General features: G+C 62.9%; 25 protein-coding genes. 9 read left to right on the top strand and 16 right to left on the bottom strand.

Annotated elements, in window-relative coordinates; genetic code table 11:
• Positions 1 to 85: 85 nt before the first annotated feature.
• Entirely contained in the window at positions 86 to 973 is an 888-nt protein-coding gene (locus AC3WLM_RS07525; protein WP_039333514.1) for a DMT family transporter, read from the bottom strand.
• 238 nt (positions 974 to 1211) lie between these two features.
• On the opposite strand from AC3WLM_RS07525, the gene AC3WLM_RS07520 reads away from it, so the two are divergent.
• Complete coding sequence (locus tag AC3WLM_RS07520; protein WP_492478104.1) at positions 1212 to 2522, top strand: L,D-transpeptidase family protein; 1311 nt, start codon at positions 1212 to 1214, stop codon at positions 2520 to 2522.
• Between the two features lie 189 nt (positions 2523 to 2711).
• On the opposite strand, the gene AC3WLM_RS07515 is transcribed toward AC3WLM_RS07520, so the two are convergent.
• Positions 2712 to 3335, bottom strand: a complete 624-nt coding sequence (locus tag AC3WLM_RS07515) for a murein L,D-transpeptidase catalytic domain-containing protein (protein WP_039333517.1) — start codon at positions 3333 to 3335, stop codon at positions 2712 to 2714.
• Between the two features lie 51 nt (positions 3336 to 3386).
• Positions 3387 to 3914, bottom strand: coding sequence for a GNAT family N-acetyltransferase (locus AC3WLM_RS07510; RefSeq protein ID WP_492477037.1), 528 nt, complete (start codon positions 3912 to 3914; stop codon positions 3387 to 3389).
• A 57-nt stretch (positions 3915 to 3971) separates the two neighbouring features.
• Here AC3WLM_RS07510 and AC3WLM_RS07505 point away from each other — a divergent pair, with 57 nt between their 5' ends.
• Entirely contained in the window at positions 3972 to 4514 is a 543-nt protein-coding gene (locus AC3WLM_RS07505) for a hypothetical protein (protein ID WP_193827290.1), read from the top strand.
• 4 nt (positions 4515 to 4518) lie between these two features.
• Here the strand turns inward: AC3WLM_RS07505 and ispG are convergent, their stop codons facing one another.
• The 5 genes from ispG to AC3WLM_RS07480 form a co-directional block, all read right to left on the bottom strand.
• A complete protein-coding gene (gene ispG, locus AC3WLM_RS07500; protein ID WP_039333520.1) occupies positions 4519 to 5655 on the bottom strand; it encodes a flavodoxin-dependent (E)-4-hydroxy-3-methylbut-2-enyl-diphosphate synthase in 1137 nt (378 codons plus the stop codon).
• A gap of 40 nt (positions 5656 to 5695) precedes the next feature.
• Entirely contained in the window at positions 5696 to 6208 is a 513-nt protein-coding gene (locus tag AC3WLM_RS07495; RefSeq protein ID WP_492477036.1) for a GNAT family N-acetyltransferase, read from the bottom strand.
• A 41-nt stretch (positions 6209 to 6249) separates the two neighbouring features.
• Positions 6250 to 6672, bottom strand: a complete 423-nt coding sequence (locus tag AC3WLM_RS07490) for a hypothetical protein (protein WP_039333524.1) — start codon at positions 6670 to 6672, stop codon at positions 6250 to 6252.
• Positions 6673 to 6767: 95 nt separating this feature from the next.
• Positions 6768 to 8207 carry a metalloprotease TldD gene (gene tldD / locus AC3WLM_RS07485; RefSeq protein WP_039333526.1) on the bottom strand — a complete coding sequence of 480 codons (1440 nt, stop codon included), beginning with the start codon at positions 8205 to 8207 and terminating at the stop codon, positions 6768 to 6770.
• A gap of 49 nt (positions 8208 to 8256) precedes the next feature.
• The gene (locus tag AC3WLM_RS07480) at positions 8257 to 8457 is read right to left on the bottom strand and encodes a zinc-finger domain-containing protein (protein WP_039333527.1); all 201 of its coding nucleotides are present in this window, start codon (positions 8455 to 8457) and stop codon (positions 8257 to 8259) included.
• Between the two features lie 70 nt (positions 8458 to 8527).
• Between AC3WLM_RS07480 and AC3WLM_RS07475 the strand changes: the two genes are divergently transcribed.
• Positions 8528 to 9487 (top strand): ABC transporter ATP-binding protein, encoded by a 960-nt coding sequence (locus tag AC3WLM_RS07475; protein WP_193828462.1) that lies wholly within the window; start codon positions 8528 to 8530, stop codon positions 9485 to 9487.
• 16 nt (positions 9488 to 9503) lie between these two features.
• Here AC3WLM_RS07475 and AC3WLM_RS07470 read toward each other — a convergent pair whose 3' ends face one another.
• Entirely contained in the window at positions 9504 to 9647 is a 144-nt protein-coding gene (locus AC3WLM_RS07470; protein ID WP_492477035.1) for a hypothetical protein, read from the bottom strand.
• A gap of 166 nt (positions 9648 to 9813) precedes the next feature.
• On the opposite strand from AC3WLM_RS07470, the gene nadB reads away from it, so the two are divergent.
• The gene (nadB, locus tag AC3WLM_RS07465; protein ID WP_492477034.1) at positions 9814 to 11481 is read left to right on the top strand and encodes an L-aspartate oxidase; all 1668 of its coding nucleotides are present in this window, start codon (positions 9814 to 9816) and stop codon (positions 11479 to 11481) included.
• An 8-nt stretch (positions 11482 to 11489) separates the two neighbouring features.
• Here nadB and AC3WLM_RS07460 read toward each other — a convergent pair whose 3' ends face one another.
• The 3 genes from AC3WLM_RS07460 to trmB all read right to left on the bottom strand — a co-directional run bounded on the left by AC3WLM_RS07460 (position 11490) and on the right by trmB (position 13754).
• Positions 11490 to 12017 (bottom strand): hypothetical protein, encoded by a 528-nt coding sequence (locus tag AC3WLM_RS07460; RefSeq protein ID WP_492478103.1) that lies wholly within the window; start codon positions 12015 to 12017, stop codon positions 11490 to 11492.
• A gap of 130 nt (positions 12018 to 12147) precedes the next feature.
• Entirely contained in the window at positions 12148 to 12915 is a 768-nt protein-coding gene (locus tag AC3WLM_RS07455) for a sulfite exporter TauE/SafE family protein (protein WP_039333531.1), read from the bottom strand.
• Positions 12916 to 13034: 119 nt separating this feature from the next.
• Positions 13035 to 13754, bottom strand: coding sequence for a tRNA (guanine(46)-N(7))-methyltransferase TrmB (gene trmB / locus AC3WLM_RS07450; protein ID WP_492477033.1), 720 nt, complete (start codon positions 13752 to 13754; stop codon positions 13035 to 13037).
• Positions 13755 to 13866: 112 nt separating this feature from the next.
• On the opposite strand from trmB, the gene AC3WLM_RS07445 reads away from it, so the two are divergent.
• Positions 13867 to 14685: a helix-turn-helix domain-containing protein gene (locus AC3WLM_RS07445; protein ID WP_492477032.1), complete on the top strand. Its 819-nt coding sequence runs from the start codon at positions 13867 to 13869 to the stop codon at positions 14683 to 14685.
• Positions 14686 to 14703: 18 nt separating this feature from the next.
• Here the strand turns inward: AC3WLM_RS07445 and AC3WLM_RS07440 are convergent, their stop codons facing one another.
• From AC3WLM_RS07440 to AC3WLM_RS07430, 3 genes are all read right to left on the bottom strand, one after another.
• Entirely contained in the window at positions 14704 to 14976 is a 273-nt protein-coding gene (locus tag AC3WLM_RS07440; RefSeq protein ID WP_492477031.1) for a hypervirulence associated TUDOR domain-containing protein, read from the bottom strand.
• An 82-nt stretch (positions 14977 to 15058) separates the two neighbouring features.
• Positions 15059 to 15760 (bottom strand): response regulator transcription factor CtrA, encoded by a 702-nt coding sequence (gene ctrA / locus AC3WLM_RS07435; RefSeq protein WP_011443965.1) that lies wholly within the window; start codon positions 15758 to 15760, stop codon positions 15059 to 15061.
• Positions 15761 to 16066: 306 nt separating this feature from the next.
• Positions 16067 to 17077: a tetratricopeptide repeat protein gene (locus AC3WLM_RS07430; protein ID WP_492477030.1), complete on the bottom strand. Its 1011-nt coding sequence runs from the start codon at positions 17075 to 17077 to the stop codon at positions 16067 to 16069.
• Between the two features lie 240 nt (positions 17078 to 17317).
• On the opposite strand from AC3WLM_RS07430, the gene AC3WLM_RS07425 reads away from it, so the two are divergent.
• From AC3WLM_RS07425 to AC3WLM_RS07410, 4 genes are read left to right on the top strand one after another with little or no spacing between them, the layout of a single operon-like run.
• Complete coding sequence (locus AC3WLM_RS07425) at positions 17318 to 19894, top strand: cyclic nucleotide-binding domain-containing protein (RefSeq protein ID WP_492477029.1); 2577 nt, start codon at positions 17318 to 17320, stop codon at positions 19892 to 19894.
• A 4-nt stretch (positions 19895 to 19898) separates the two neighbouring features.
• The gene (locus AC3WLM_RS07420) at positions 19899 to 20795 is read left to right on the top strand and encodes a hypothetical protein (RefSeq protein WP_492477028.1); all 897 of its coding nucleotides are present in this window, start codon (positions 19899 to 19901) and stop codon (positions 20793 to 20795) included.
• Positions 20796 to 20802: 7 nt separating this feature from the next.
• Complete coding sequence (locus tag AC3WLM_RS07415) at positions 20803 to 22686, top strand: cytochrome c3 family protein (protein ID WP_492477027.1); 1884 nt, start codon at positions 20803 to 20805, stop codon at positions 22684 to 22686.
• Between the two features lie 20 nt (positions 22687 to 22706).
• Positions 22707 to 23558: a phosphodiesterase gene (locus AC3WLM_RS07410; protein WP_427463470.1), complete on the top strand. Its 852-nt coding sequence runs from the start codon at positions 22707 to 22709 to the stop codon at positions 23556 to 23558.
• A gap of 4 nt (positions 23559 to 23562) precedes the next feature.
• Here the strand turns inward: AC3WLM_RS07410 and rpoN are convergent, their stop codons facing one another.
• The gene (gene rpoN, locus AC3WLM_RS07405; protein WP_492477026.1) at positions 23563 to 25050 is read right to left on the bottom strand and encodes an RNA polymerase factor sigma-54; all 1488 of its coding nucleotides are present in this window, start codon (positions 25048 to 25050) and stop codon (positions 23563 to 23565) included.
• Between the last annotated feature and the right edge of the window lie 5 nt (positions 25051 to 25055).

Genomic DNA, 25055 nt, shown 5'->3' with positions numbered 1-25055 from the left:
GCAAATCTCGCATGTGCAGCGCGATTTATCCTGGAGGAACACTTATTGATTTGCAATTGCAAGAACGGCCAGCATTGCGCCCGCTTCAGGTGTGCGCGATCGCCTCGGCCGGGGGCTTTCTGGTGGCATAGAGGCACCCTGCGACAATCAGAGTGACCCCGGCGAGCATAGGCACTGTCACCTGTTCCGAGAACGCGATCCATCCGACAATCGCAGCCCAGATGAACGCCGTATATTCCAGGGGCACCAGAAACTGCGCTTCTGCTCGGCCATAAGCCCAGCTCAAAAGCATGATCGATGCGGCAGACAGGATCGCCGACCCGACGATCAGCCACCAGACCTCACCAGTGGGAAATGGCGCGAACCACCATGCTCCCATACCCAGAAAGCCGAACTGGACGAGAGCCTGGAAGAAGGCCACTTCCTCGGGCTTGGCGAGAAGCGCCTGTTGACGCTGCAGGACCAGATTCCATGCGTAGAGCACCGCGGACACCAGTGTGGCGACAAGCCCCTTCATGGCTTCGGCGTCCGAGGGGCCATCGAACTTGCCGCCAGCAATGACGACCACCCCTGCAAGCGCCAGAAGCGAGCCGCCTATGGCTGCGGGCCTTACCTTCTCTCCCAGCATGATTGCAGCGAGATAGAGCGCGATCAGCGGCGCGATGAAGGACAGCGCAATGCCCTCTGCCAGTGGAAGCCGCACGATTCCATAGAAGAACAGCGTTGCCATGACAGAGGCAACCGACCCGCGCAGGAGGTGTACCTTGAGCACGGTCCAGGCAGGCCAGCCCTGCCCGCGCCAGAGCCACAGCGGAAACGTCAGCAACGATCCGGCAAGGCCTCGCCAGCACATCGCAGCATAGGCGCCGATTGCCAGTGAAGCGGCCTTCATCACCCCGTCCATCACCGAGAACAACGCAAGCCCGAGCATCGTGGCAAGGACAGGGAGCAGTAGCGGGCGATGAGCGTTCATCGCTCAGGCCATAGGCAAACTGGTTGCGATTTGAAACGATCATCTGGCCGCCGGGCGCGATTCAGGCTCCAGACAGGCGCGATACTTGATAGTCCCCCGCTTGATAGTCCAGTGGCCTTGGGGCAGGACATTGGCGGTGGTGCGGTCGCCCGCGACGGCGCAATTGAACAGGGAAGTGCGGAACGTGAAGCTTGCGAAATTCGGTATCGGGACCTCGGGCAAGTTTGGCGTGGCCCTTGTGGCGCTGACGTTCGCGGCACAGCCGCTTGTTGCCCAGACGGCGCCAGCATCCGGTCCGATCGACCTGACCAAGCAAGCCAAGCCGCCAGTGGTCGCGCCAACCGTCGCAGCTCCGGTCGTAACCGCGGCCCCGTCGGCGCCCGTCGCTGCGCCGCATTGGACACAAGCGGATGCTCAGGCCCTACTGGCAGCAATAAAGGGGATCGGAGCAGAAGGGCTGTTCCCCAAAGACTACCAGCCGGAAGCGTTGTCTGCGGCAATCGTGAAGGGCGAAGGTCCGGAGCTCGATGAAACGGCGACGAAGCTCTTCACATGGCTGGCCGAGGACCTGCGCGATGGCCGCACGCCGATGACGGCGCGCGTGCAGTGGTTCGCGGTTGATCCCGACCAGGACGTCAATCCAACCTCGTTGATCCTCGCCGAAGCGCTTGACAAACATGATGTCAAGGGCGCGCTGATGGCCCTCCTGCCGACGGTGCCGGATTACGCTGCGCTGAAGGCGGCTTTGCCCAAGGCGCAGACCCAGAAGCAGGCGGCGCTGATTCGGGCGAACATGGACCGCTGGCGCTGGCTCGCTCGCGATCTCGGTTCGCAGTACCTGCTGACCAATGTGCCCGAGCAGATGCTGCGCCTGACGGTCAAGAACAAGATCATCAGCACCTATAAGGTCATCGTCGGCAAGCCCGGCAAGACTGCGACGCCCCAGCTTGCCGAGACGGTCGAAGGCGTCATCTTCAACCCGACTTGGACCGTGCCGCAGTCGATCGTCGTCGGCGAAGGGCTGGGAGCACGTCTGGTGAACAATCCCAGGCAGGCCGAGCGCGAAGGCTACAAGGTGACCAAGGCGGCTGATGGCACGATCTATGTCGTCCAGCAGCCCGGAGACAACAATTCGCTGGGCCGCATGAAGCTGGATATGCCCAACGAGCATGCGATCTTCCTGCATGATACGCCGAACCGGAACCTGTTCAATCTGACAGCGCGCGCGCTGAGCCACGGCTGCGTGCGCGTCGAACGGGCGACGGAGCTGGCCATGACGATGGCGATCCTCGGCGCGAGCATGACGCCGGACGATGCGGTCGCCGCCCATACTTCGAAGGTCTACACCAAGGTGCCGATGACCAAGACCTTCCCGGTCTATCTCACCTATTTCACCGTCGCGCGCGACGTGAACGGCATGCTGCGGTCATTCCCCGACATCTATAACCGAGACGCGCCGGTGCTGGCGAGTTTTGCCCAGCCGCGCCAGCAGCATACCACGCAGCGCAAGAGCAACGAGGAAGTGATCAAGCTCGACAATCCGCTGTAATTCGACGGTGCCGAGGACAAGGCTCAGCATCTGCCAGCGCAAGCGGCGGTTCGGTGGCGCGGATGAAGCGGCTGTTGCTGCGCAGGCAAGCGAGCTTGTCCTGCATCCCTACCATTGCGACCGGTGTTTTGGCTGGCACTTGACGAGCAGGACGAAGGGGCGGCGCGTCCCTCGTCCCCGATCCGGTATTCAGCCCAGGCCCAACCTGTCGGCGTAGAGCAGGCGCCCGCCGGAAAGGTGCCACAAGGCTTCGTTGAAGTCCGCCTCGCTCATGGCGAAGCAGCCGTCAGAGCGGCCCAGCTTGCCCCACTTCTCGAGCATTGCGGGATTGGCGTACCACGCGGAATGCAGCACGATTGCGCGGTCAAGCACGTTGGAGTTGTCCGGTTCCAGGCCGCCCAGGCGAATCGAGGTTCCGTACTTGCCCTTGTACCACTCCCAGGTGACGTAGGCGCCACGCGAGGTGGCAAGGCTGCCGACTTCGTTGGAAAAGGTCTTCAGGAAGCCATCGTGCTCAGGGTCGGAACCGCGGCCGTGCGCGACGAGGAAAGACCTGACTTCGCCGCGTTCCAGATTGGCAAAGTGGAAGCGGGGCAAGGACGAGGGCATAGCAAAGTCCGCAATGCCGACGATATCGGTCCGCCATAGCGACGCGCGGTGCTTCTCCACCTGCTCGGCGGCAATGCGCAGGACTTCGCGGTGCTGCTGGTTGGGATAGTAGGTTGCTGCCGCCACGCGCGGCGGGAACACGGCAGCGACGGCGCTTGCCGCAGCGCCTGCCAGTACCGTTCGCCTGTCGACTTTGTCTGTCATGTCCGGTCCCGTAACACGCTTTCGCCTTATCAAGCGTGAACGGCGAGCATTCTATGCATTTGCGACCGGATTTCCAGCATCTGAGCCAGGCTGTGCCGCGAACTGGCTTCCCAGCTGGCTCAGGGCTTCTCCGTCCACGCGCATGACCGTCCATTCGTCCATGAACCTGGCGCCGAGCGACTTGTAGAAACCGATCGCCGGCTCGTTCCAGTCGAGCACCGACCATTCCAGACGCGCGCAGTCCCGCTCGACCGCCAAGGCGGCCAGATGCGAGAGCAGCGCCTTGCCGAGGCCGGAGCCGCGGGCCTCAGGTTGCACGAACAGGTCTTCGAGGTAGATCCCCGGCTTGCCTTCGAACGTCGAGAAATTGTGGAAGAACAAGGCAAACCCTTGCGGCTCGCCATCCAGCTCTCCGATGACGACTTCGGCATAAGGGCGCGGGCCGAAGAGCTTGGCTGCCAGCACCGCCTCGTCGAAGCGGACCTCGTCCGCCAGCTTTTCATACCCGGCGAGAGCGCGGATGAGTTCGGCGATCAGGGGTGTATCGGCATGGGTCGCCGCGCGGATGGAGATGGTCATGAACGACGACTAGCGATTCGCCAGGAACCTTGCCAGCCCCGCAGAATTGCGAAAGGCATGAACACCATGATCCGCGCCGCGCTTGCCTCGGTACCAGTGCTTCTGGCGCTTGCCGGCTGTTCGCCCGACGGTGGGAGGCCGACGGCTTCGCTACCCGCTCCCGCATCGCAAGCTTCAACGCCGCCAGTTCCGACGCCTTCGGCAGCCGTTACGCGGATCCTTGATCGGGTTGCGGCGGATCAGTTGCTGCGTAATTCCGGCGTGACCTTGCAATGGATCAACTGGAATACGCGCGGCACTGCCAATGCGCGGGACGATGCCGGGGTGATAAGGCTCACGGCAAGTCAGGCTTCGTCGAATGGCCCCGGCCGCCTGTGGCTCGATGGCCGTGTGACGGAGATCGGCGCAGATTACTTCGTCTTTTCAGGCACGATCCGCATTACAGACACGCCCGACGCGGGCCGCAGATGCGAGGCGACCCGCGAAGACTGGCGCTTTGCCGTGACGCAGAATCGCCCATATTGGCGCTTGCGCACCTTCGAATGGTGCGATGAACTCACCGACTACATAGACATCTACAAACCCGCCGCAGGGCACTGACGGGTCATTCAGCCGCTTCGGTGACGTTCCCCGCGTCGGTCGTCGCCGCTTCGATCTCGGCGGCTTTCTTCTCTACCAGCGATACAATGTGGTCCAGCATCTCTTCGGACTGGATAGTGTGGTCGGTCACGCCCGAGAGGTAGACCATGTGCTTGCCGTTGCCGCCGCCGGTGAGGCCGATATCGGTCTCGCGCGCTTCGCCGGGGCCGTTCACGACGCAGCCGAGCACTGACAGCGAGATCGGCGTCTTGATGTGGGAAAGGCGGCTCTCCAGCGCCTCTACCGTGCGGATCACGTCAAAGCCCTGACGCGCACAGGATGGGCACGAGACCACGCGGACACCGCGCGTGCGCAGGCCGAGGCTCTTGAGGATCTCGAAGCCGACGCGGACTTCCTCTTCCGGTTCGGCCGAGAGCGAGACGCGCAAGGTATCGCCGATGCCGGCCCAGAGCAAGTTGCCGATGCCGATCGAGGACTTGACAGTGCCGCCGATCAACCCGCCAGCCTCGGTTATGCCAAGGTGCAGCGGGCAATCGACCGCTTCGGCAAGTCCCATGTAGGCAGCGACCGCGAGGAATACGTCAGAGGCCTTCACCGCCACTTTGTATTCGTGAAAATCGTGGTCCTGCAGCAGCTTGATATGATCGAGCGCGCTTTCGACGAGGGCCTCGGGGCAGGGCTCGCCGTACTTTTCCAGCAGGTCCTTCTCGAGGCTGCCGGCGTTGACGCCGATACGGATCGCGCAGCCATTGGCCTTGGCGGCCCGGACCACTTCCGCCACGCGGTCGTTGCTGCCGATGTTTCCGGGATTGATGCGCAGGCAGGCAGCGCCAGCATCGGCAGCTTCAAGCGCGCGCTTGTAGTGAAAGTGGATATCCGCAACGATCGGGACGCGGGCGGCTTTGGTGATCTGGCGCAGCGCCGTGGTGCTTTCGACGTCCGGGCACGAGACGCGGATGATGTCGGCACCGGCATCCTCGCAGCGGCGGATCTGGTTGATCGTGGCCACGGCATCGGACGTCAGGGTGTTGGTCATTGTTTGCACGGTGATCGGAGCGTCCCCGCCAACGGGAACACTGCCGACCATGATCTGGCGGCTCTTGCGACGCGCGATATCGCGCCAGGGACGGATCGAGGACATGGGCCCTCTATAGGGACTAAGGAGCCGGTCCGGAAGGCGTCTAAACCGGCCCGGCAAACATGAATTCGGGATCGCAGTGGTCACCCACCCAGAATTCGATGTCGGCCACCTTGTCGAGGCCAAAGCGCCGGTAGAAGCGCTGGGCATCGGGATTGTGAGCATAGACCGAAAGCTGCATCTCGTCCGCGCCCCAGGCCCGCGCTTCGGCCAGGGCCCAGTCCATCAGCCGCGCACCGTGGCCACGCCCGATCAGGTCAGGGTCGGTGTAGAGCTGCTTGAGTTCCATCGGTGAGCTTGCTGGTGTCTTCTGCGGAAGCGAACTCTTGCGGACGATCTTGCAGAAGCTGGTCAGAACGCCCTTTTCCTCGATCACCGCAATCTTCATCTCTAGATCTGCCAGCTGCGACAAAACCGTCGCTTCCGAATGTGATTCCTCAAGGAAGCGTGAGAGGTTTTCGGGGCTGTAAAGGTCGCCGAACTTGGCAATGAAGGCGCGGCGGCCGAGATCGGCAAGGGCGGGCGCATCTGCAGTGTTGGCAAGGCGGAGCGTCATGCTCCGCCTTTAGCGCCATGGCGCTGCCAATTCCAACCCGGTCAGCCGGTCTTTTCAGCCTTCACCTTCGTGTAGGGCACGAACTTGCCGAGACCGACCGATCCGCGCCAGAAGCCGACGTTGCGATCGACCATCCGCACGATATCGACACTGCACAACTGTGCTCCGAACGGTGTCGTAACCATGATGTCGTTGTCGGACAGCGAGCTTGCGCCAGAATCGGGACGGTTCACCCAGATGGTGCTGCCAGTATCGTAGACGATGGCCGTCTTGTCATAGATCCGCGTATTGACGACGCGCGGCAGATACAGGCAGTCTTGCGGCTTGCCCGCCACGCGCCCTTCGAGCGCCTTGGCGAGTTCCTGTTCCGGGGTTAGACGCGGCTTGGCATCGGCAGCGGCTCCGGCAAGAAGCAGCGATCCGGCGGCCAGTGCCGCAGCGAATTTGCTGGCGGTATTGATCATCTGGCACTTCCCTTTCGATTCGGTCCCCGACCGTTAGCGCGAAACGGCTTAACCCGCGCTGACCACATAACGCCGCAGTGCCAGCAATCCTTCGATTAGGCCGTGCCGCCGACGGTGAGGCCTTCGACCAGCAAGGTTGGCTGCCCAACGCCTGCCGGAACGCTCTGTCCGCCCTTGCCGCAAACGCCGACACCTTCATCGAGCGCAAGATCGTTGCCGATGCCGATGACCTTGGTGAGGCAGGTCGGCCCGTCGCCGATCAACGTCGCACCCTTGATCGGTGCGCCGAGCTTGCCGTTCTCGATACGGTAGGCCTCGGTGCACGAGAACACGAACTTGCCGCTCGTGATGTCGACCTGTCCGCCGCCAAAGGACTTGGCGAAGATGCCATTTTTCACGCGGGAAAGCAGTTCGGCCGGATCATCATTGCCGCCGCGCATGAAGGTATTGGTCATGCGCGGCATCGGGGCATGGGCGAAGCTTTCGCGGCGACCGTTGCCGGTAGGGGCCACGCCCATCAGGCGGGCGTTGAGCCGGTCCTGGATGTAGCCCTTGAGGATGCCGTCCTCGATCAGGATGTTCTCCTGAGTCGGCGTGCCTTCGTCGTCAATCGAAAGTGAGCCGCGACGGCCCTGGCCATTGACGCCGAGCAGGGTGCCATCGTCGATCACGGTAACGCCTCGCGCAGCGACGCGTTCGCCGATCCGACCAGAGAAGGCGCTGGTGCCCTTGCGGTTGAAATCACCTTCGAGACCATGGCCGACCGCTTCGTGCAGCAGCACGCCGGGCCAGCCGGGGCCAAGCAGCACGGTCATTTCACCCGCCGGCGCGGCCACCGATTCGAGATTGACCAGCGCCTGGTTCAGCGCTTCGTCGATCGCGCGATTCCACGTTTCGGCCGAGAACAGATCGTCGTAAAGGCGACGGCCGCCGATGCCGAACGAACCCGTTTCACGGCGGCCGTTCTGTTCCGCGACGATCGAGACGTTCAGGCGGACCAGCGGGCGGACGTCATGGGCGACGAATCCATCGGCGCGGACGATCTCCACCACCGACCACGAACCCGAAAGCGACGCCGAAACCTGCGCCACGCGAGGATCGCGAGCTCGGGCCGCCGCATCGATGGTTTCCAGCAGCTTGACCTTGGCCTCGAACGGAACGGCATCGAGCGGCGAGGCTTCGGTGTAGAGGTGGCGGTTGTTTTTGCGGGGCGGCGGGGCAGGTTGGCCCTTCGCCGGATCGAGCAGCTTCAGCGTCTCGCCGGCACGGGCAATGGCAGCCGCCGAAATTTCGTTGGCGTGGGCGAAACCGGTCATCTCGCCGGAGACGCCGCGCAAGCCGAAGCCGGCATCGCGCGAATAGTCTGCCGTCTTCAGGCGACCGTCATCGAAACCGAAGCTCTCACTGGCGATGAACTGGAGATAGAGTTCGCCGTCGTCGCAGGATTTCAGCGCATTCGCGGTGAGGTTTTGCGCCTCTTCAGGCGACAGAAGGCCAGAGCGGTAGAGCAGCGAGCGGGTGTCGAGATCGGTCATGCTGACCGATATAGGCGCTCAAGACACAAAGGCCATAGAGCGAAGCTGCTTAAGCGGCTTGGGCGTTATCCGCTGGGCCGCCCTTGAGGACGAAGCGCTTGTCGCAATAGCCGCACTCGACATAGCCCTTCTCGTCGATCTCGAGCCAGACGCGCGGATGGCCAAGGGCAACGCCGCCGCGAATGTCGGACGCGCCGTCGCACTTTACGCGATGATGGTCGGTGTAAACGGTTTCGGGTGCCTGAATCATGGGCTGCGGCTAGCAAATCGGCGGGCTTCAGACAATTGCGTTTTCGCTGGCGCTGGTGCAGGCAGCGGCCATGGCAAGCACCAATGAAACTCCCCCCGCAATCCGCATTCGCGATCTGGTGAAACGCTATGCGCCGACGGGCAAGGCGCCCGGCAAGCTGGCGCTGGACGGGGTCAGCTTCGACGTGCCGCAAGGCCAGATTTTCGGACTCCTCGGGCCGAACGGCGCCGGCAAGTCAACCTTGATCAATACATTGGCCGGGTTGGTAATGAAGACGTCGGGCAGCGTCGAGATCTGGGGGCATGACATCGATCACGATGTGCGCAATGCCAAGGCCTCGATCGGGATCGTGCCTCAGGAAATCGTATTCGATCCCTTCTTCACGCCGGCCGAAGTGCTCGACAACCAGGCCGGACTCTACGGCGTGCCCAAGACGATGCGGCGCACCATGGAACTTCTCCGCGCGGTCCACCTGGCCGACAAGGCGGACGCTTATGCGCGATCGCTGTCCGGCGGTATGAAGCGGCGCCTGCTGATCGCCAAGGCGATGGTCCACGCGCCGCCCGTGCTGGTGCTCGATGAGCCAACGGCTGGCGTCGACGTCGAACTGCGTCGCCAGCTGTGGGAACTGGTCGGCGAACTCAATCGCGACGGTGTGACCGTAGTGCTGACGACTCACTATCTCGAGGAGGCCGAAGAGCTTTGCGATCGCATCGCGATCATCAATCATGGCAAGCTGATCGCCAACAAGCCGACGCGCGAACTTGTCGACATGGCGAGGGAAAAGATTGTCGTGCTCACACTGGATCGTGATCTTGATGCTGCGCCGCAGCATCCAGCGTTTCTCAAGAGTCACCTGTGTGGCGAGCGTCAGTTAGAGATCAATTACGACAAGGATCGCACGACCGCCGGCGAAGTCATGTCCCTTGTGCAGGGGCAGGGTTATGCGATCGTCGACGTTTCGACTAGGGAAGCGGATCTGGAGGACGTGTTCGTCAGCTTGACCAGCATGCCGAAAGAAACAGCCTGACGCGCTGTCCGGCCAGCTAGGTCGATCCGACATCCTTCACGGCGCGCCAGCCTCCGCGCTCCAACCGGCGGATCGGCGCATTGCAGTTCCGGCAAGTGCCAACGAACGTCCGGCCGTCCCATTCCACGGCAGAGCGTTTGGGACGATGGCGATTGAGCATGCAAAGGAGCTTGGTTTCAAGCATGAGCGGTCAATCTGCGCGAGGGCTTTACGTAGGAACACCTATCATGCTGCACTTGCGAAGCAAGTGACCAAGGTAGTTAACGGCATTAAAAGCTGGTTACACTTGTCCGGAACCAGCCTCAGGCACACTTTCGCATCGTGACATGAACCGTTACGGCAAGGCCGAGGCAAGATTGGGAGTTAACCGCTTGAGCGGCAATGCAGCAGCAGACGACGGCGTGCCAGACCAGACCATTCACGACGTGCTGGTAGTCGGTTCAGGTGCCGCGGGATTGACGGCCGCCCTGGTCCTCGCCGAGACTTGCCGCGTGCTGGTGCTGGCGAAGGGATCGCTGGACGGCGGGTCGACGAACTGGGCGCAGGGCGGCATCGCAGCGGTTCTCGATGAAGGCGACACGTTCGAGGACCATATTCGCGACACGATGATCGCAGGAGCCGGTCTCAATCGTCGCGAGACGGTCGAGTTCGTCGTGGAGAATGCACCGGCCGCGATCCTGCGCCTTGTCGAACTCGGGGTGCCCTTCAACGCGGCACAAGGCGCCTTGCACCTGACGCGCGAGGGCGGCCATTCCCACCGTCGTATCGTCCATGTTGACGACGCGACTGGTGCCGCCGTGCAGAAGGCCTTGCTCGATGCTGCGCGGGCGCATGCGAATATCACGCTCCTGCCTGGGCGGACCTGCATCGACCTGATAACCGGGCGGCACGAAGCGGCCCGTTACTCGGGCTCCGGCAGGGTCTGGGGCGTCTATGCGCTCGATGAGGCCAGCGGGAAGGTCGAGGCGCATACGGCCAGTGCAACGATCCTGGCAACCGGTGGCGCAGGGCGCGTCTACCAGTTCAGCACAGCCCCACGCGGTGCGACCGGCGATGGCATCGCCATGGCGTGGCGGGCCGGGGCGCGTGTTTCCAACATGGAAATGATGCAGTTCCATCCCACCTGTCTCTACAACCTCGAGGTCAAGAACTTCCTCATCACCGAAGCGGTGCGTGGCGAGGGTGGTCGCCTTGTGAACCCGCGGACGGGCAAGCGCTTCATGGAGTTCTATGACGCCGAACGGCTCGAACTTGCACCCCGCGATGTCGTGGCCCGCGCGATCGACGCCGAGATCAAGAAGTTCGGCCTGGATTACGTCCATCTCGATATCAGCCACATGCCAGCTGATTTCGTCCGCGAACACTTCCCCAACATCTACGAAAAGCTAATGGGGCTGGGCATCGACATGACAACAAGCCCCATTCCGGTCGTGCCGGCCCAGCATTACACCTGCGGCGGCATTCTCATCGATCTTGACGGGCGGACGGATCTGCCCGGCCTCTACGCTGCGGGCGAGTGCACCGAAAGCGGCTTGCATGGGGCCAATCGCCTGGCGTCGAACTCGCTGCTGGAATGCTTCGTGTTCGGCGATGCCGCCGCGCGCGATATCCTGCGTCGGCGCGACAGCTTCGACGCACCTCCCGAAGTGCGCGCGTGGGACGAAAGCCGCGTGACCGATTCTGACGAGGAAGTCGTGATCAAGCAGAACTGGACCGAAATCCGCCGGTTCATGTGGAACTATGTCGGCATCGTGCGCACCAACAAGCGGCTTGAACGCGCGGCCCATCGCATCCAGATGCTCAGCGGTGAGGTCAACGACTATTACGGGCACTTCCGCGTGACCACAGACCTTATCGAGTTGCGCAACCTGTTGCAGAGCGCCGAACTTATCGTCCGCTCGGCTAGGGCGAGGCACGAAAGCCGGGGCCTGCATTACACGCTGGATTATCCCCAGACAGACGCCGTTGCGCGCGATACCGTGCTGGTGCCCTAGAAACCGCTCTAGGCGGCTTCGGCTTCGACGAACTCAGGATAAAACACCGGTTCGCGCAGCGACCAGCCGTGCGCCGTTGCGGCAGCCTCGCTGATCGATTGCAGCAGCGCGCGACGGCGGTCGGGAGGGATGACCGGCAAGGCTGCCGCTCCGCAGAAGGCCCCGGGAAGCCAGGGGCGGGCCGCGGCGCCAAGCAGTCGCTCGTACAGGAAGCGATAGGCTGAGAAGCCGGTGATCCTGTTCTGCGCCAGGTCAAAAGCCGTCAACCGTACCAGCGGGCCCATGAACGGCTCGAGCGCGTCGATCCCGTCAACATGAGGGAGCAACTGGCGCAGCAGCGGCAATTCGCGATAGAGATCCGCCTGTTCCTGGATCGACGCGGTTTCATCAGTACTGCGGCCCCAGCGGCGAACGGTTTCGTTACGGCCGCGGGCGACGTCGAGACTGCGGCGGATATAGCGCTGCTCGGCAGCAGTGAAACTGGCGAACTCTCTTATTTCGGCAATGGTAATGCCGCTTGCGCCCAAGTTCGCCATGAAGACCTGCCCTCCAGCCGTGGCGGAGTCGCGCTCGACCCGCCCCCCCTTATTGCATGTCATGGTTAATGCGGAGTAATCTTCAGGCAAGGGCGGGCCCGCACATCAAGATGCGCAAGCCCGCAACGCCTCAGGAAAATGCCTTGTACGCGCCGTAGAGGCTGGTCAGGGTGAGGACGGTGCCGACCATGATCAGCATCGTCTTGGCCGGAATGTGCTTGGCCGCCCAAGCGCCGAACGGCGCCGCTGCAAGCCCCCCGATCAGGAACCCGAGTGTTGCACCGGCAACATCGGCCACACCGAGATGCCAGATGAACGCCGCAGATACCGTCAGCGTCAGGAAGAACTCGACGGTATTCACCGTGCCGATCACCTTGCGCGGATCGGCACCCTGAATCAGCAGGTTGGACGTGACGACAGGCCCCCACCCGCCACCGCCTGCGGCATCAAGGAAGCCACCGACGAGCCCGAGCGGCGCGACCCACCCGGCCTCCTTGATCTTGGGCGGATAGAGAATCCCCCGCACCAGCAGGTAGATGCCGATCGCAGAAAGATAGAGCAGCACCCACGGCTTCACCAGCGATGCGTCGATCGACGACAGGACGTAGGCCCCGAGTATGCCGCCGGCCATCCCGGGCAGCAGCAGGCGGAAGAACAGCTTCTTGTCGACATTGCCGTGCAGGAGATGGCTTATGCCCGAAGTGGCAGTGGTGAAGCATTCGACGATGTGCACCCGCTGCGACGCCAGGGCGGGGGGAATGCCCAGCACGCCGACCATCAGGGTATTCGAGATCACACCGAATGCCATGCCCAGCGCGCCATCGACCATCTGCGCGGCGAAGCCAACGGCGATGAACGGCAGCAACGCGGCAAAGTCGATGCCTGCGATAAAGTCCATGTGATTCGGTCCCCCATCTGCCGTTGTCGGCCGGGACGAACCGCTACTCCGGATTAATCTCTACCAAAACGCAAGAAATTATACTCTACCGTAAAGGGAGAGTTTTTTGCGACGAAGCGTTAACCGCGTCTGCGGTAGCGGAAATACCACACCTCGTGGCCATATACCGTCCGCGCCTTGTGCTCATAACGCGTTTCGGGCCAGCCGCCGGGGCGGATCTGGAAATCCTTCGCCTCGCTCGCCAGCCATTCGAACTGGTGCTTGTGGCGGCGCATGACCATCAAGGCGTGGCGCAGATAGATTGCGTGGTCCGTGCCGAATCGGAATTCCCCGCCGGGCTTGAGCTTTGCCGCGAACATATCGACGGGTCCGTCGTTCATCATGCGCCGCTTGGCATGGCGTGCCTTTGGCCAAGGGTCGGGGTGCAGAAGATAGAGAAATGAAAGCGAGCCGTCCGGAATGCGCCGGAGCACTTCCAACGCATCGCCATGATGAATACGCACGTTGGGGATGGGCGGATGCTCGCCGTTGTCCCCTGAAACGTGCGTAAGCGCCTGGGCTACGCCATTCAGGAACGGCTCCGCACCGATGAAGCCGTGATCGGGCAGCATGTCGGCGCGGAACGCCATGTGTTCGCCCCCACCGAAGCCGATCTCGAAGTGGAGTGGGCGAGGCTCGCCAAACAGCGCCTCGGCAGTGATCGGACCTTCTGCAGGCATCGAGATCTGCGGCAGCAGTTCATCGACCAGCGCCTGCTGGCCCTGCCGCAAGGGCTTGCCCTTGGCACGGCCATAGAGGCGGTTGATCGTCGTCGGATCGCCGGGTTTGTAGGCTGTCATGGCGGCGGCGTTTGGCAGGGCGGCCCGCAGGGGTCAATATCATCAGCCCCCCGCGTCCGAGTACAAGAAAATTGGATGGACGGTGCGCGCCTGCTGTGGTGATCAGAGAGCCATGTCTGCAACCGATCATGGCTGCCCCGCGATCGCCGAACTTACCGACAAGGAGTTGGAAGTCCTTCGCTTGCTCACCGCTGGGCACACGATAAAGTCGATCGCCACCGTACTCGACCGTAGCGAGGCCTCGATCAATGAGCGCTTGCGCGATGCCAGGCGCAAGACCGGGATCGGCAGCAGTCGCGAACTGGCGCGGCTGGTGGCGGGACAGGAAAACTGTCCCAGAAAAACTGATCTATCTCCGCCCGGCTTCCGGGAAGACGCCGATGAACAGCCCGCACTCGCGGTGCGTCTCTGGCCGAAAGGAAAGATCGCCATGATTACTCTGATACCCCTCGCTGCCGGTCTCATGCTGGTTGCCACCGGCTCGCAACAGGTTGCGCAGGCACCGGCTGCACATTCGGCCGGTGCAATTGCCTCGCCGCTCATCGGCAAGTGGTCGCTCGACACAGCGCGTCTTCCGGCCGACGAGCGGCCTCGCAGCGTCATGATCGCGTTCAGGGTTTCGCCCGATCGGCAGTGGACGACGCAGGTCGAAATCGTCACGCCCGACGGCAGCCGGATGACCGCAGGCTCAACAGCGAAACTCGATGGCGTGGCCGTACCGATCTCCGGCAACATTCCGATCTACGATGCCGCATCGCTGCGTCAGCCGGCGCCTAACACGCTGGTGATGACACTCGGCAAGGAGGGCAGGCAGGTCGCAACGCGAGTCTACACCGTTGCCAAGGACGGCAAGTCGATGACCGAGACGATTGTCTGGGCCGACAAGAGCATGCCGGAGATGGAAACGACGCACTTCACCCGGGTCGGGTGACCGGCATTCGCTTGGCCGTCAGTCGCGTCTTAGCGCCCCCGGCTTGTGCGCCGCGCGCTTGCCCTCTTCGGTCTCGACGAGAAACTCGGGGTTGTCCTTTGACGCGGCGACCTTGTGGCCCTTGATCGTGGTTGGCTTCTCCAGTTTGCGCACCACCTTGCCATGGGCTTCGCCGCCATGGCTTTTCCACGAAACCTTGTCGCCTGCTTTCAATCCCTCGGCCATGTCCTGCTCATCCTCGTTGCATGTCGCATAAGGCAGCGGGCGAGGCGCGCGGCGGTTCCCCTCCATGCCCGCAAGTGCATGGCCCGAATGCCAAACGGCCCGCCGTTTCCGGCGGGCCGTCTCAGGGATGGCTATGGCAAACACGCGGTCAGGCCGCTTCGATCGCGCTCATGTCATCAGGATCGCGCAGCACGTAGCCACGGCCCCAGACGGTTTCGATGTAATTCTCGCCACCGCAGGCATGTGCCAGCTTCTTGCGGAGCTTGCAGATGAACACGTCGATGATCTTGAGTTCCGGTTCGTCCATGCCGCCATAAAGGTGGTTGAGGAACATTTCCTTGGTCAGCGTGGTGCCCTTGCGCAGCGAAAGCAGCTCGAGCATTGCGTATTCCTTGCCGGTCAGATGCACGCGGGCACCATCGACCTCGACCGTCTTGGCATCGAGGTTGACCGAAAGCTTGCCGGTGCGGATGACCGACTGCGAATGGCCCTTGGAGCGACGCACCACCGCATGGATGCGGGCGATCAGCTCTTCGCGGTGGAAGGGCTTGGTCACGTAATCGTCGGCGCCGAAGCCGAACGAGCGGACCTTGCTGTCCATTTCCGAAATGCCCGAAAGGATCAGGACCGGCGTCTGCACCTTGGCGACGCGGAGCTTCTTGAGCACGTCGTAGCCGTGCATGTCAGGCAGGTTGAGGTCGAGCAGGATGATGTCGTAATCATACAGCTTGCCGAGATCGAGGCCTTCTTCGCCAAGGTCGGTAGAGTAGACATTGAAGCCCTCGGTCGTGAGCATGAGCTCGATCGCCTTGGCCGTTGTAGGTTCGTCCTCGATCAGCAGTACGCGCATTGAACCGCCCCTCTATTGCCATGTCCCTGAGGCAATTAACCCGCCTTCAATTCGGGTTGCCCGCCATTAACCATAGGAGGAATGAACATGAAAGGTTAATTTGTTGTAAAGCGACGAAGCGGTTTCGCGCGGGTTAACGCCCAAGTCTCGGAAAAGTGATTCAATTCGGCGCAGCACTGATTCGATTTGGCACGAAAAGCCTTGATTTCCGGGTGTGCCGAAACGAATCACCCTGGCCGAAACGCATGCCGCAAGGTTAATGCCGAACGCGCGCCTTTGCCCAATGGCCGGGTTCGCAGGGCCGAATCAGGCCCCGGCTACACCAAGGCTCGAAGCAGCTTCACGCAGTTTGCGTGAGCTCGCACTGTCGTTGCGGAAGGCGGCAAGCCCCCTCTGCAAAGCCTCTGCCGCCTTCCGCGGTTCGCCCAGCTGCATGCGGCTGCGCAGCAGCATGATCCAGCGGTCGACATCGCCGGGATTGGCCTGAAGTTTCGCCTCCAGTCCATCCACCATGCCGCGAATCATGGCTTCCTGCTGACCCTTGGGCATCCTCTGGGCAGCTTTCATCTGCTCGCTGGTGGGGCCGGGAATTCCTGCCGCAGCCTTGTGCGGACCATCGGTAATCACGCCATTGGCAGGGGGCGCAAACTTTGCTTCGGCAAGGCGCTTCTCGACATCGATCTTGTACTTCTCGCCGACATTGCGAATTACCTCGCGAATGTCTTCGGCGTACGGGGCGTCAGCGGGCGTATCCTCGAGCAGGGCAAACCAGGCGTTGATGGCCTGCCTATGCCGACCGGCCAGGTCCATTGCCACCGCCTGGAAATAGCGCGCACGGGCATCCTTCGGGTCAAGCTTGATCGCCTTGTCGAACGCTGCCTTTGCGTCACGGGGCATCCGCCCCTCTTCCTTGCTGGCAAGCACGAGTGCCTCGCCCAGGAACGACCATGTTTCGGCATGATCTGGGTCGAGCTTCGTCGCCTTCTTCAGCGCGGTGGCAGCTTCGGCGTAGCGTTCGGTCTGGAAATAGGACCAGCCCAGCATCCGCCAGCCCTCGGCATCGTCCGGTTTCTCCGCCAGCTTTGCCTCGAGCTTGGCGATCACGTCATCCACCGAAGGCTGCTGGCTGGGGGCGGCGGGCGGTGGCACGGCCGGAGGAGGGGGCGTGTCCGGGCCGCGAAGCATGGCAACACCGCCAGCGCCCAGCGCGATCAGTCCTGCGGCAATCAGGGCATAGCGGCCGACGCGCGACGTCCCTTGCGCCGGATCACGCGGTGCAGGCTCCCGCGGGTCGCTGGCGGGCTGGGGATCGGTCATCGCTCACTCCTGTCGGGCACCATCCTCGGCGTCCGTGTTATGTGGCGCATATCGTGCCGGTAGGGTCGCTTGCAAGCGTCACCGGCGCACAACCCGCCTCCCACGTCCGGATGCGCAAATTGCGGGTGGCAATGCGCGGCGCATCGGCTAATGTCATGCCACAGGGGTCGCAAATCGGTTTTTTGAACAGGCAGGTGCGGGAACAGCGCCGTCGGTTCGCGATGCGGGGGACGCATACCGGTGGGCGAGGTTTTCAAGGTTGCGATCATCGGCTCGGGCCCGGCGGGCATGAGTGCTGCCGGCCGTGCGGCGCAGCTCGGCATGAGCCACGTGCTGCTTGAAAAGACCGATCACCTTTCGGACACGATCTACAAGTACCAGAAGGGCAAGCACGTGATGGCCACGCCATCGCAGCTTATCCTGCGATCGGATCAGGAGTTCGACGCGGGCAAGAAGGAAGACATCCTCGACAAGTGGAACCGCCGCACCGCCGAGCTCGGCGTGAACGTGAAGTACAATGCCGAGGTGAAATCCATCAAGGGAACCGGCGCCCCGATTCCCGGCTCGGTACAGAAGATTGTCACGAGAGCGCGCGACGGGTCGACCACCACGACCGAGCTCCAGCGCTTCGCACCCCCCTATGCCATCGAGCTGACCAACGGCGAGACGGTCATGGCAGAAACCGTGGTCCTTGCCATCGGCACGCAGGGCAACCCGAACCTCATGCGCTGCCCCGGCGGCGATCTGCCGCATGTGACCTACCAGCTGGACGATCCCTACGCCGTGCTCGACCAGCATATCGTTGTGGTCGGTACCGGTGACGCCGGGATCGAGAACGCGCGTGGCCTCGTCGAGGATCCGGCACAGGGCAACGTCGTCACGGTGCTCAACCGCAGTCCGAAATCGACCAACGTCCGCGAGAGCTTCGCCACCGCCAAGGAGCCCAATGCCAAGGCTCTGGTCGAGGATGACGCGGCAGGCAAGCTGACGATCCGCTACGAGACCGAGACCAAGTCGATCGAGCCCGGCTGGATCACCCTGTCGACCCGCGACGGCGAGGAGCGCATCCGCTGCGACCGCATCATCGCGCGTATCGGTTCGGCGCCACCGCGCGCTTTCGTGGAAGGCTGCGGCATCGAGTTCGCCAGTGCCGACCGCCTCGCCTTCCCGACGCTGTCACCACAGTTCGAATCGACGGCGCCCGGCATTTTCGTGATCGGCGCGCTGGCGGGCTATCCGCTGATCAAGCACTGCATGAACCAGGGCTACGATGTCGTCGAGTTCATCAACGGCAATACCGAACTGAAACCGGCGGACGAGCCACTGCTCGAAGCCAAGTTTGCAGGCTTGCCGGGTAACCGTTCGGTCAATGACTGGCTCGAGTTCCTGCGGACGAATGTCACGATCCTCGATGGCATGACCACGTTGCAGCTGCGCGAATTCATGCTCGATTCGGCCGCGCGCGCCTACGCTAAGGGCGAGACGATCTTCGAGAAGAACGATCCCGGGTCCTCCCTCTTCGCGATTGCCTCGGGCTCGGTTCACGTGCGGCTTGACCCCAACGATCCTACAAAGGTCGTGCCGATTCCCGCCGGCACGATCTTCGGCGAAGTCGGCCTGATTTCCGGGCGCAAGCGTGGCGCCACGATTGTGGCGGCGGAAGACACCATCTGCGTTGAGATCAGCCGCAACGCCGCGCTCAAGCTGCAAAGCCAGGTGCCGACAGCCAAGCGCGCGATAGAGCGCATCTCGACCGAACGTCAGATCCTCCAGATGTTCGGTTCCGGGCTGACGAGCGCCGACATTGCGGAAGTGGTCGAGACCTCGAAGATCCTGCAGGTGCGCGCCGGTGACGCGATCATCCGGGAAGGCGAGGAAGACAAGGACATCTTTGTCATCCGTGTCGGCTCAATGGTCGTGGAAAAGGAAGTTGGCGGCAAGCCGGTGTTCCTGTCCTACCTGCCGGCCGGTTCCTACGTAGGCGAAATGGCGCTGATCGATGGCGGGCGGCGCACGGCAACGGTGCGCGCTGCAATCAAGAGCGAGGTCATCAGAATCGATGGCGAGGCCTTCAGCCGCGTCCTTGCCGCCAAGCCCGCCCTGCTCGAACGCGCGCGCAAGGACATGGAAGTGCGCCGCGCCACGAATGCCTTCATCGAATCCAAGAAGGACAGCTTCTCGGGCGTGGTCGACCTCTATTCCGAACAGGCCAAGTTCCTCGTCAGCCAGGGGTTGGGCGAAGCGACCGACGTCCTGCTGATCGATGAACGGCTCTGCGTCGGCTGTGACAACTGCGAAAAGGCCTGCGCCGACAGTCATGACGGGCTCTCGCGCCTCGATCGCGAGGCAGGCAAGAGCTTTGCTCATCTCCACGTGCCGACATCGTGCCGCCACTGCGAACATCCGCATTGCATGGCGGATTGCCCGCCCAACGCGATCCATCGCGGACCTGATGGCGAGGTGTTCATCAACGATACCTGCATCGGCTGCGGCAATTGCCAGCGTAACTGCCCCTACGGCGTGATCCGCATGGACAAGGTGCCGCCAAAGAAGCCCTCGCTGCTGTCATGGCTGTTCTTCGGCTCGGGCCCGGGGCCGGGCGAGCCACCTTACAAGTGGTCGAAGAAGAACACCAAGTACACTGGCGATCCCGCAGTCGACGAACTGCTCGACCGCAAGAAAGCGATCAAGTGCGACATGTGCGCCGGGATCGAAGGCGGCCCGAGCTGCGTCCGCGCCTGCCCGACCGGCGCTGCCATCCGCGTATCGCCCGACGAATTCCTGACCGTCGCGCGGCTCGAGAACGAGGGGGTCTGAGCCGATGGCATCCGTTGCACCACGCAAGCGTACCGGCGCCACCCGCCAGCGCACATCCACGCACGAGGGCTTTCTTACGCACCGGAACCTGTTCTGGGGCAAGCTTTCGGCCCTGCTGGCGGTCGCTCTGATCGCCCTTTACATCTTCGTGCCGCTTCCGGGCACGCACTTCGGTTCAAGCTGGCTGGGCTATACGCTCGGCACGATCGGTGTGCTGCTGATCTTGTGGCTGACGATGCTCGGCATGCGCAAGCGCGCAATTACCCCGGGGCGCTGGAGCCTGAAGGGATGGACTTCAGCCCATGTCTACCTCGGCCTGTGCCTGACAGTGATCGGTACGCTCCATTCGGGCTTTCACCTTGGCTGGAACGTCCATACTCTGACCTGGGCGCTGATGCTGATCGTGATCGGATCGGGCATCTTCGGGATCTGGGTCTATGCCACGCTGCCGCAGGCGCTGTCAGCCAACCGCTATGACGAAGAAGGCGCGATCACCGAAAAGCAGATGATCGAAGCGCTGCGCTCGCTTGATCGCCAGATCCACGATGCTGCCCAGCCGCTCGACCCTGAAACGGCGACGCTCGTCGGCAAGAGCCTTGATGAAGATCCGTTCGCTGGCAGTTTCTGGAACCGCATCACCGGCAAATACCCCCGATGCGCCACGCGTAGCACGGCAGCGGAACTGCGGCGGCTGCGGGCCTATCGCCCGCGCATTGCCAACGATCCGCTCGACAAGATCGATGCCCTGCTGACGCGCAAGGAGGCGATGCTCGGTCGAATGCGACGGCACCTGAAGCTGAAATCCTGGCTGCAGGCATGGCTCTACATTCACGTGCCCGTGACATTTGCGCTGATCGCGGCGCTTTCCGCCCATATCGTCAGCGTCTTCTTCTACTGGTGAGCGCAAGATGAGCTTTCTAGTCCGTCAGATCGCGCTCAAGTCCAGTGGCGAGGAGATCGTCCGGCCGTCCACGGTCGAAGGCGATGTTCTCACCATCGGCCGTGATGCCGCATGCGACATCCACCTGCCCGACCTTGCCGTCGATCCGCGCCATGCACAGGTCACGCGCGCCGCGGACGGCAGCCTGATTATCGCCTCGATCGGAGCGCAGCCGTTCGAGGTCAACGGCCGCAGCACGACGCAATGTCCGCTGGATCCGCTGGCGGGCGCGGAACTGACCTTTGGTGGTCACCGCATTGCCGTTTCAGTTGATCCTGAGTCGGGGGCGGCAACCTTCACCGTTCGCCGCGTCGAGGCAGTTTCGGACTCGGCCGAGGACAAGGACATCGCCACCGTCTACACGCTCAAGGGCCTGCTGCCCGGCAAGCGCATGTCGGCGTGGACCTTTGCCATACTGGTCCTGGTTTCGTTCCTCGCCTTCCCGATCTACAGCTACATGACCTACAAGCCGCTGGCGATGCAGGAGAAGGCGCGCCGGCCCGATGGCTTCCATGCCGACCAGACGTGGTCCTCGGGGCCGTTGAGCCTTGCCCACAAGAACCTGGGTGGAGATTGCCAGGCCTGCCACACGCAGGCCTTTGTCGCGGTGACTGACAACGCATGCCTGACCTGCCACACCAAGGACGCGCACGATCACATCGCGGACAAGAGGAGGCTGCTGAAGGCGCGCGGCGAACCAACCGGCATGGCCGCGATCCAGCGTGCGGTGGCCAGTGCCTTCAATCGCCCGGCTGGCAGGTGTGTGGATTGTCACACCGAGCATGAGGGGGCGGATGCTATGCCGGCCACCCAGCAGAAGTTCTGCGCGGACTGCCACAACGGAATGAAGGGTCGCTTGCCGGACACGAAGATCGCCGATGCCGCCGATTTCGGAACGGCCCATCCCCAGTTCAAGCCGATGATCATCAGCGGCATGAACGGCAGGAAGCCCCTTTTCCAGCGTGCCAGCTGGACGCCGGGGCTGACCGAGAACAACGGCCTGAAGTTCACCCATGGCCAGCATCTGTCCAAGACCAACGGCATTGCGCAGATGGTGCGCCGCATGCCTGGACGCTTCGCCGCCGGCGATGCGCTGCAGTGCAAGGATTGCCACAAGGCCGATGCCACCGGCACCCGCTTCAAGCCGGTAGTGATGGAAGATTCCTGCCAGTCCTGCCATTCGTTGAGCTTCGACCAGGTCGGCGGCACCTTCCGAACCTTGCGGCATGGCGAGCCTGAACTGGTGGTCGCCGATCTGCGCGCATTCTATCGTGGCGGCGCTCCGGCGCGTCCGGCCAACCTGTCGGGCCTCGCTCGCCGCGTGCCGGGCGACGCTGCGCTGCGTTCCACTGCGGCCGACTATGCCCGCGCGGTGAGGTTCTATCCGACGCGCGCCGAACAGGCGGTGGCGCAAGTCTTCTCAAATGGCGGCATGTGCTACGATTGCCATACCGTCACGCGCGGCGGTTCTGCGGCAAGCGGGGGCTTTGCCGTCCAGCCGGTCGCACAGAACGATCGCTATTACCACAAGGGCTGGTTCGACCATAAGCCGCACAACAAGAGCGATTGCGCCGATTGCCACGTCAACGCCGTCACTTCGAAAAAGGCGAGCGATCTGCTCGTCCCGGGGATTGACGGGAAGGGCGGCTGCCGTTCCTGCCATGTCGGCGGCGAGGGAGCGAAGCTTGCATCCGTATCCGTGAAAGACCCGGTCGATTCCTCCTGCGCCATGTGCCACTCCTATCACATGGATGCGGGCGCTCCCTGGGCGCCCAAGAAAGACCGCAAGAAGGACGTGGCGCAAACCGTGGCCGTGGCTGAAAGGCCCCGTTTCCCGGTGAAGCTGCGCTAGCGCGCCGGAACGGGGGGAAGATGCTGATCGCACAGGTCACCGATATTCACCTGGGGTTCGAGCCTGACTCGCCCGGTGAATTCAACCGGCAGCGGCTTGACCGCGTGCTGGGTGAGCTGGCCGCGATGCAGCCGCGCCCGGATTTGCTGCTGGCGACCGGTGACCTGATCGATCGCGGCGACAAGGCCAGTTACGAACGCTTGCGCGAAGCCTTCTCGGGCCTGCCATTCCCGGTCCACTATGCGCTTGGCAACCATGATGAGCGTGCCACTTTCCGCGAGGTTTTCCCCGAGATCGCCTTTGACGGTGGCTTTCTCCAATATGTCGTGGAAGCTGGACCGCTACGCCTGATCGTGCTCGATACGCTCGAGGAAGGTCGCCACGGTGGAGCCTTCTGCGAGGCTCGGGCCGATTGGCTCAGAGCGCGGCTCGACGAGGCGCCAGAGGCGCGCACGCTGATCGTCCAGCACCACCCCCCGGTAGAGGTCGGCATTCCCTGGATGAACACCGATCCTGCCGAACCATGGGTCGAACGACTGGCGGCATGCCTGCGCGGCAGAAGCAACATCATCGGTATCGTCTGTGGCCATATCCATCGCGCCATCAGCACGGCGTGGGAGGGCACGATTGTCGCCACATGCCCGTCGACGGCGCCGCAAGTCGCGCTGGACCTGCGCCCGATCGATCCAGATTGCCCGGATGAGCGCAACCTGATCATTGCCGATCCACCGGGTTATGCGCTGCACTGGTTCAACGGCCGTGAACTGGTGACGCACTGGGACACGGCAGAGGACCATCAGGTTCTCGCGCGCTATGATGCCAACCTGCAGGGCATGATCCAGCACATGCTGGCCGAGCGTCCCGGCGCTTGAGCGCCTAGCGGACCGCCGCCAGCGCTTTCTGGCGCCGCCGTTGCACCGAACTGCCGAGCCCAATTGCCTCGCGATACTTCGCCACGGTGCGCCTGGCGAGGTCGAAACCCTTGGCTTTCAAGAGATCGACAAGGGCATCGTCCGAAAGGATCGCCTTGGGATCTTCGGCATCGATCAATTGCCGGATCGCGGCCTTGACCGCTTCGGCCGAAGCGCCTTCGCCGTCCGAAGAGCCTACGCCGGATGTGAAGAAATACTTCAGCTCGAATGTGCCACGCTCGCAATGCAGGTACTTGTTCGAGGTGACGCGGCTGACAGTCGATTCGTGCATCGAGATCGCTTCGGCCACGGTCTTGAGCGTGAGCGGGCGCAAGTGCGCCACGCCATGCCGGAAGAAGCCGTCCTGTTGCTTTACCAGTTCCGATGCCACCTTGAGGATCGTCTTCTGGCGCTGGTCGAGCGCTTTCAGCAGCCAGTTGGCGTCCGCCAGCTTGTCGCCCAACCAAGCCTTGGCGTCCTTGCTGATGCAGGCCCCTCGCATCTCGACATAGTAGCTGCGGTTGACGACCAGGCGCGGCAGGGTCGCCTGGTTGAGCGCGATGTTCCACCCGTCCCTTGTCGCGCGTACCAGGATGTCCGGCACGACGGCTTCTGCAGCGCCACCACCGAAGCGCAGGCCGGGACGGGGATCGTAGCTGCGCAACTCGGCCAGCATGTCGGCGAAATCTTCGTCATCGACCTGGCACAACCGCTTGAGCCGCGCGATCTCGCCGCGCGCGACGAGGTCCAGGTTGTCTATCAGCCGGGCCATGCAGGGATCGTAGCGATCGGCCTCCTTGGCTTGCAGCGCGATGCACTCGGCAAGGTTGCGCGCGCCGACGCCAGTGGGGTCGAGCGTCTGCACCAGCGTCAATGCGCGTTCGACGACGACGAGTGAAAGCCCGAGCGCTTCGGCAATTTCGCCAAGTGGAATGCCGATGTAGCCTGCCTCGTCCAGCTGATCGATCAGCCAGCGTGCGACGAACAGCATTTGCGGGTCCGAAGTGATCGCGCCAATCTGTGCATGCAGATGCTCGGCCAGCGTCTGCTCAAAGCGGCCATGCTCGTCGATATCCGGGCCTTCGCCGCCTGCCGATAAGTCGCGCGAGGAGGAAAGCTCGAATTCGCCAGCATCGCCAGTGTCGCGGTCGCGGTCGAGCGCGGAGACGTCGATGTCGAGAGGTCGATCTTCCTCGACCCGACCTTCAAAGACCAGCTGGTCAACCGGCGAGGATTCCAGATGCGTCCGCCGCAGCTCCTCGGGCAGGGTCTCCACCGGTTCTGTTGGAGAAGGCTCGCCAATCTCCAACAGCGGATTGGCTTCGAGCGCCTCGCCGATGAAGGTTTCCACCTCGAGGTTCGATAACGCCAGCAGCTTGATCGCCTGCTGGAGTTGCGGCGTCATCACCAGCGACTGGGTCTGCCTGATGTCCAGCCGAGGCCCGAGCGCCATCTCTC

The organism is Novosphingobium sp. FW305-C-30-35 (assembly GCF_058783135.1).
This window is presented reverse-complemented; position numbering and strand designations above follow the sequence as displayed.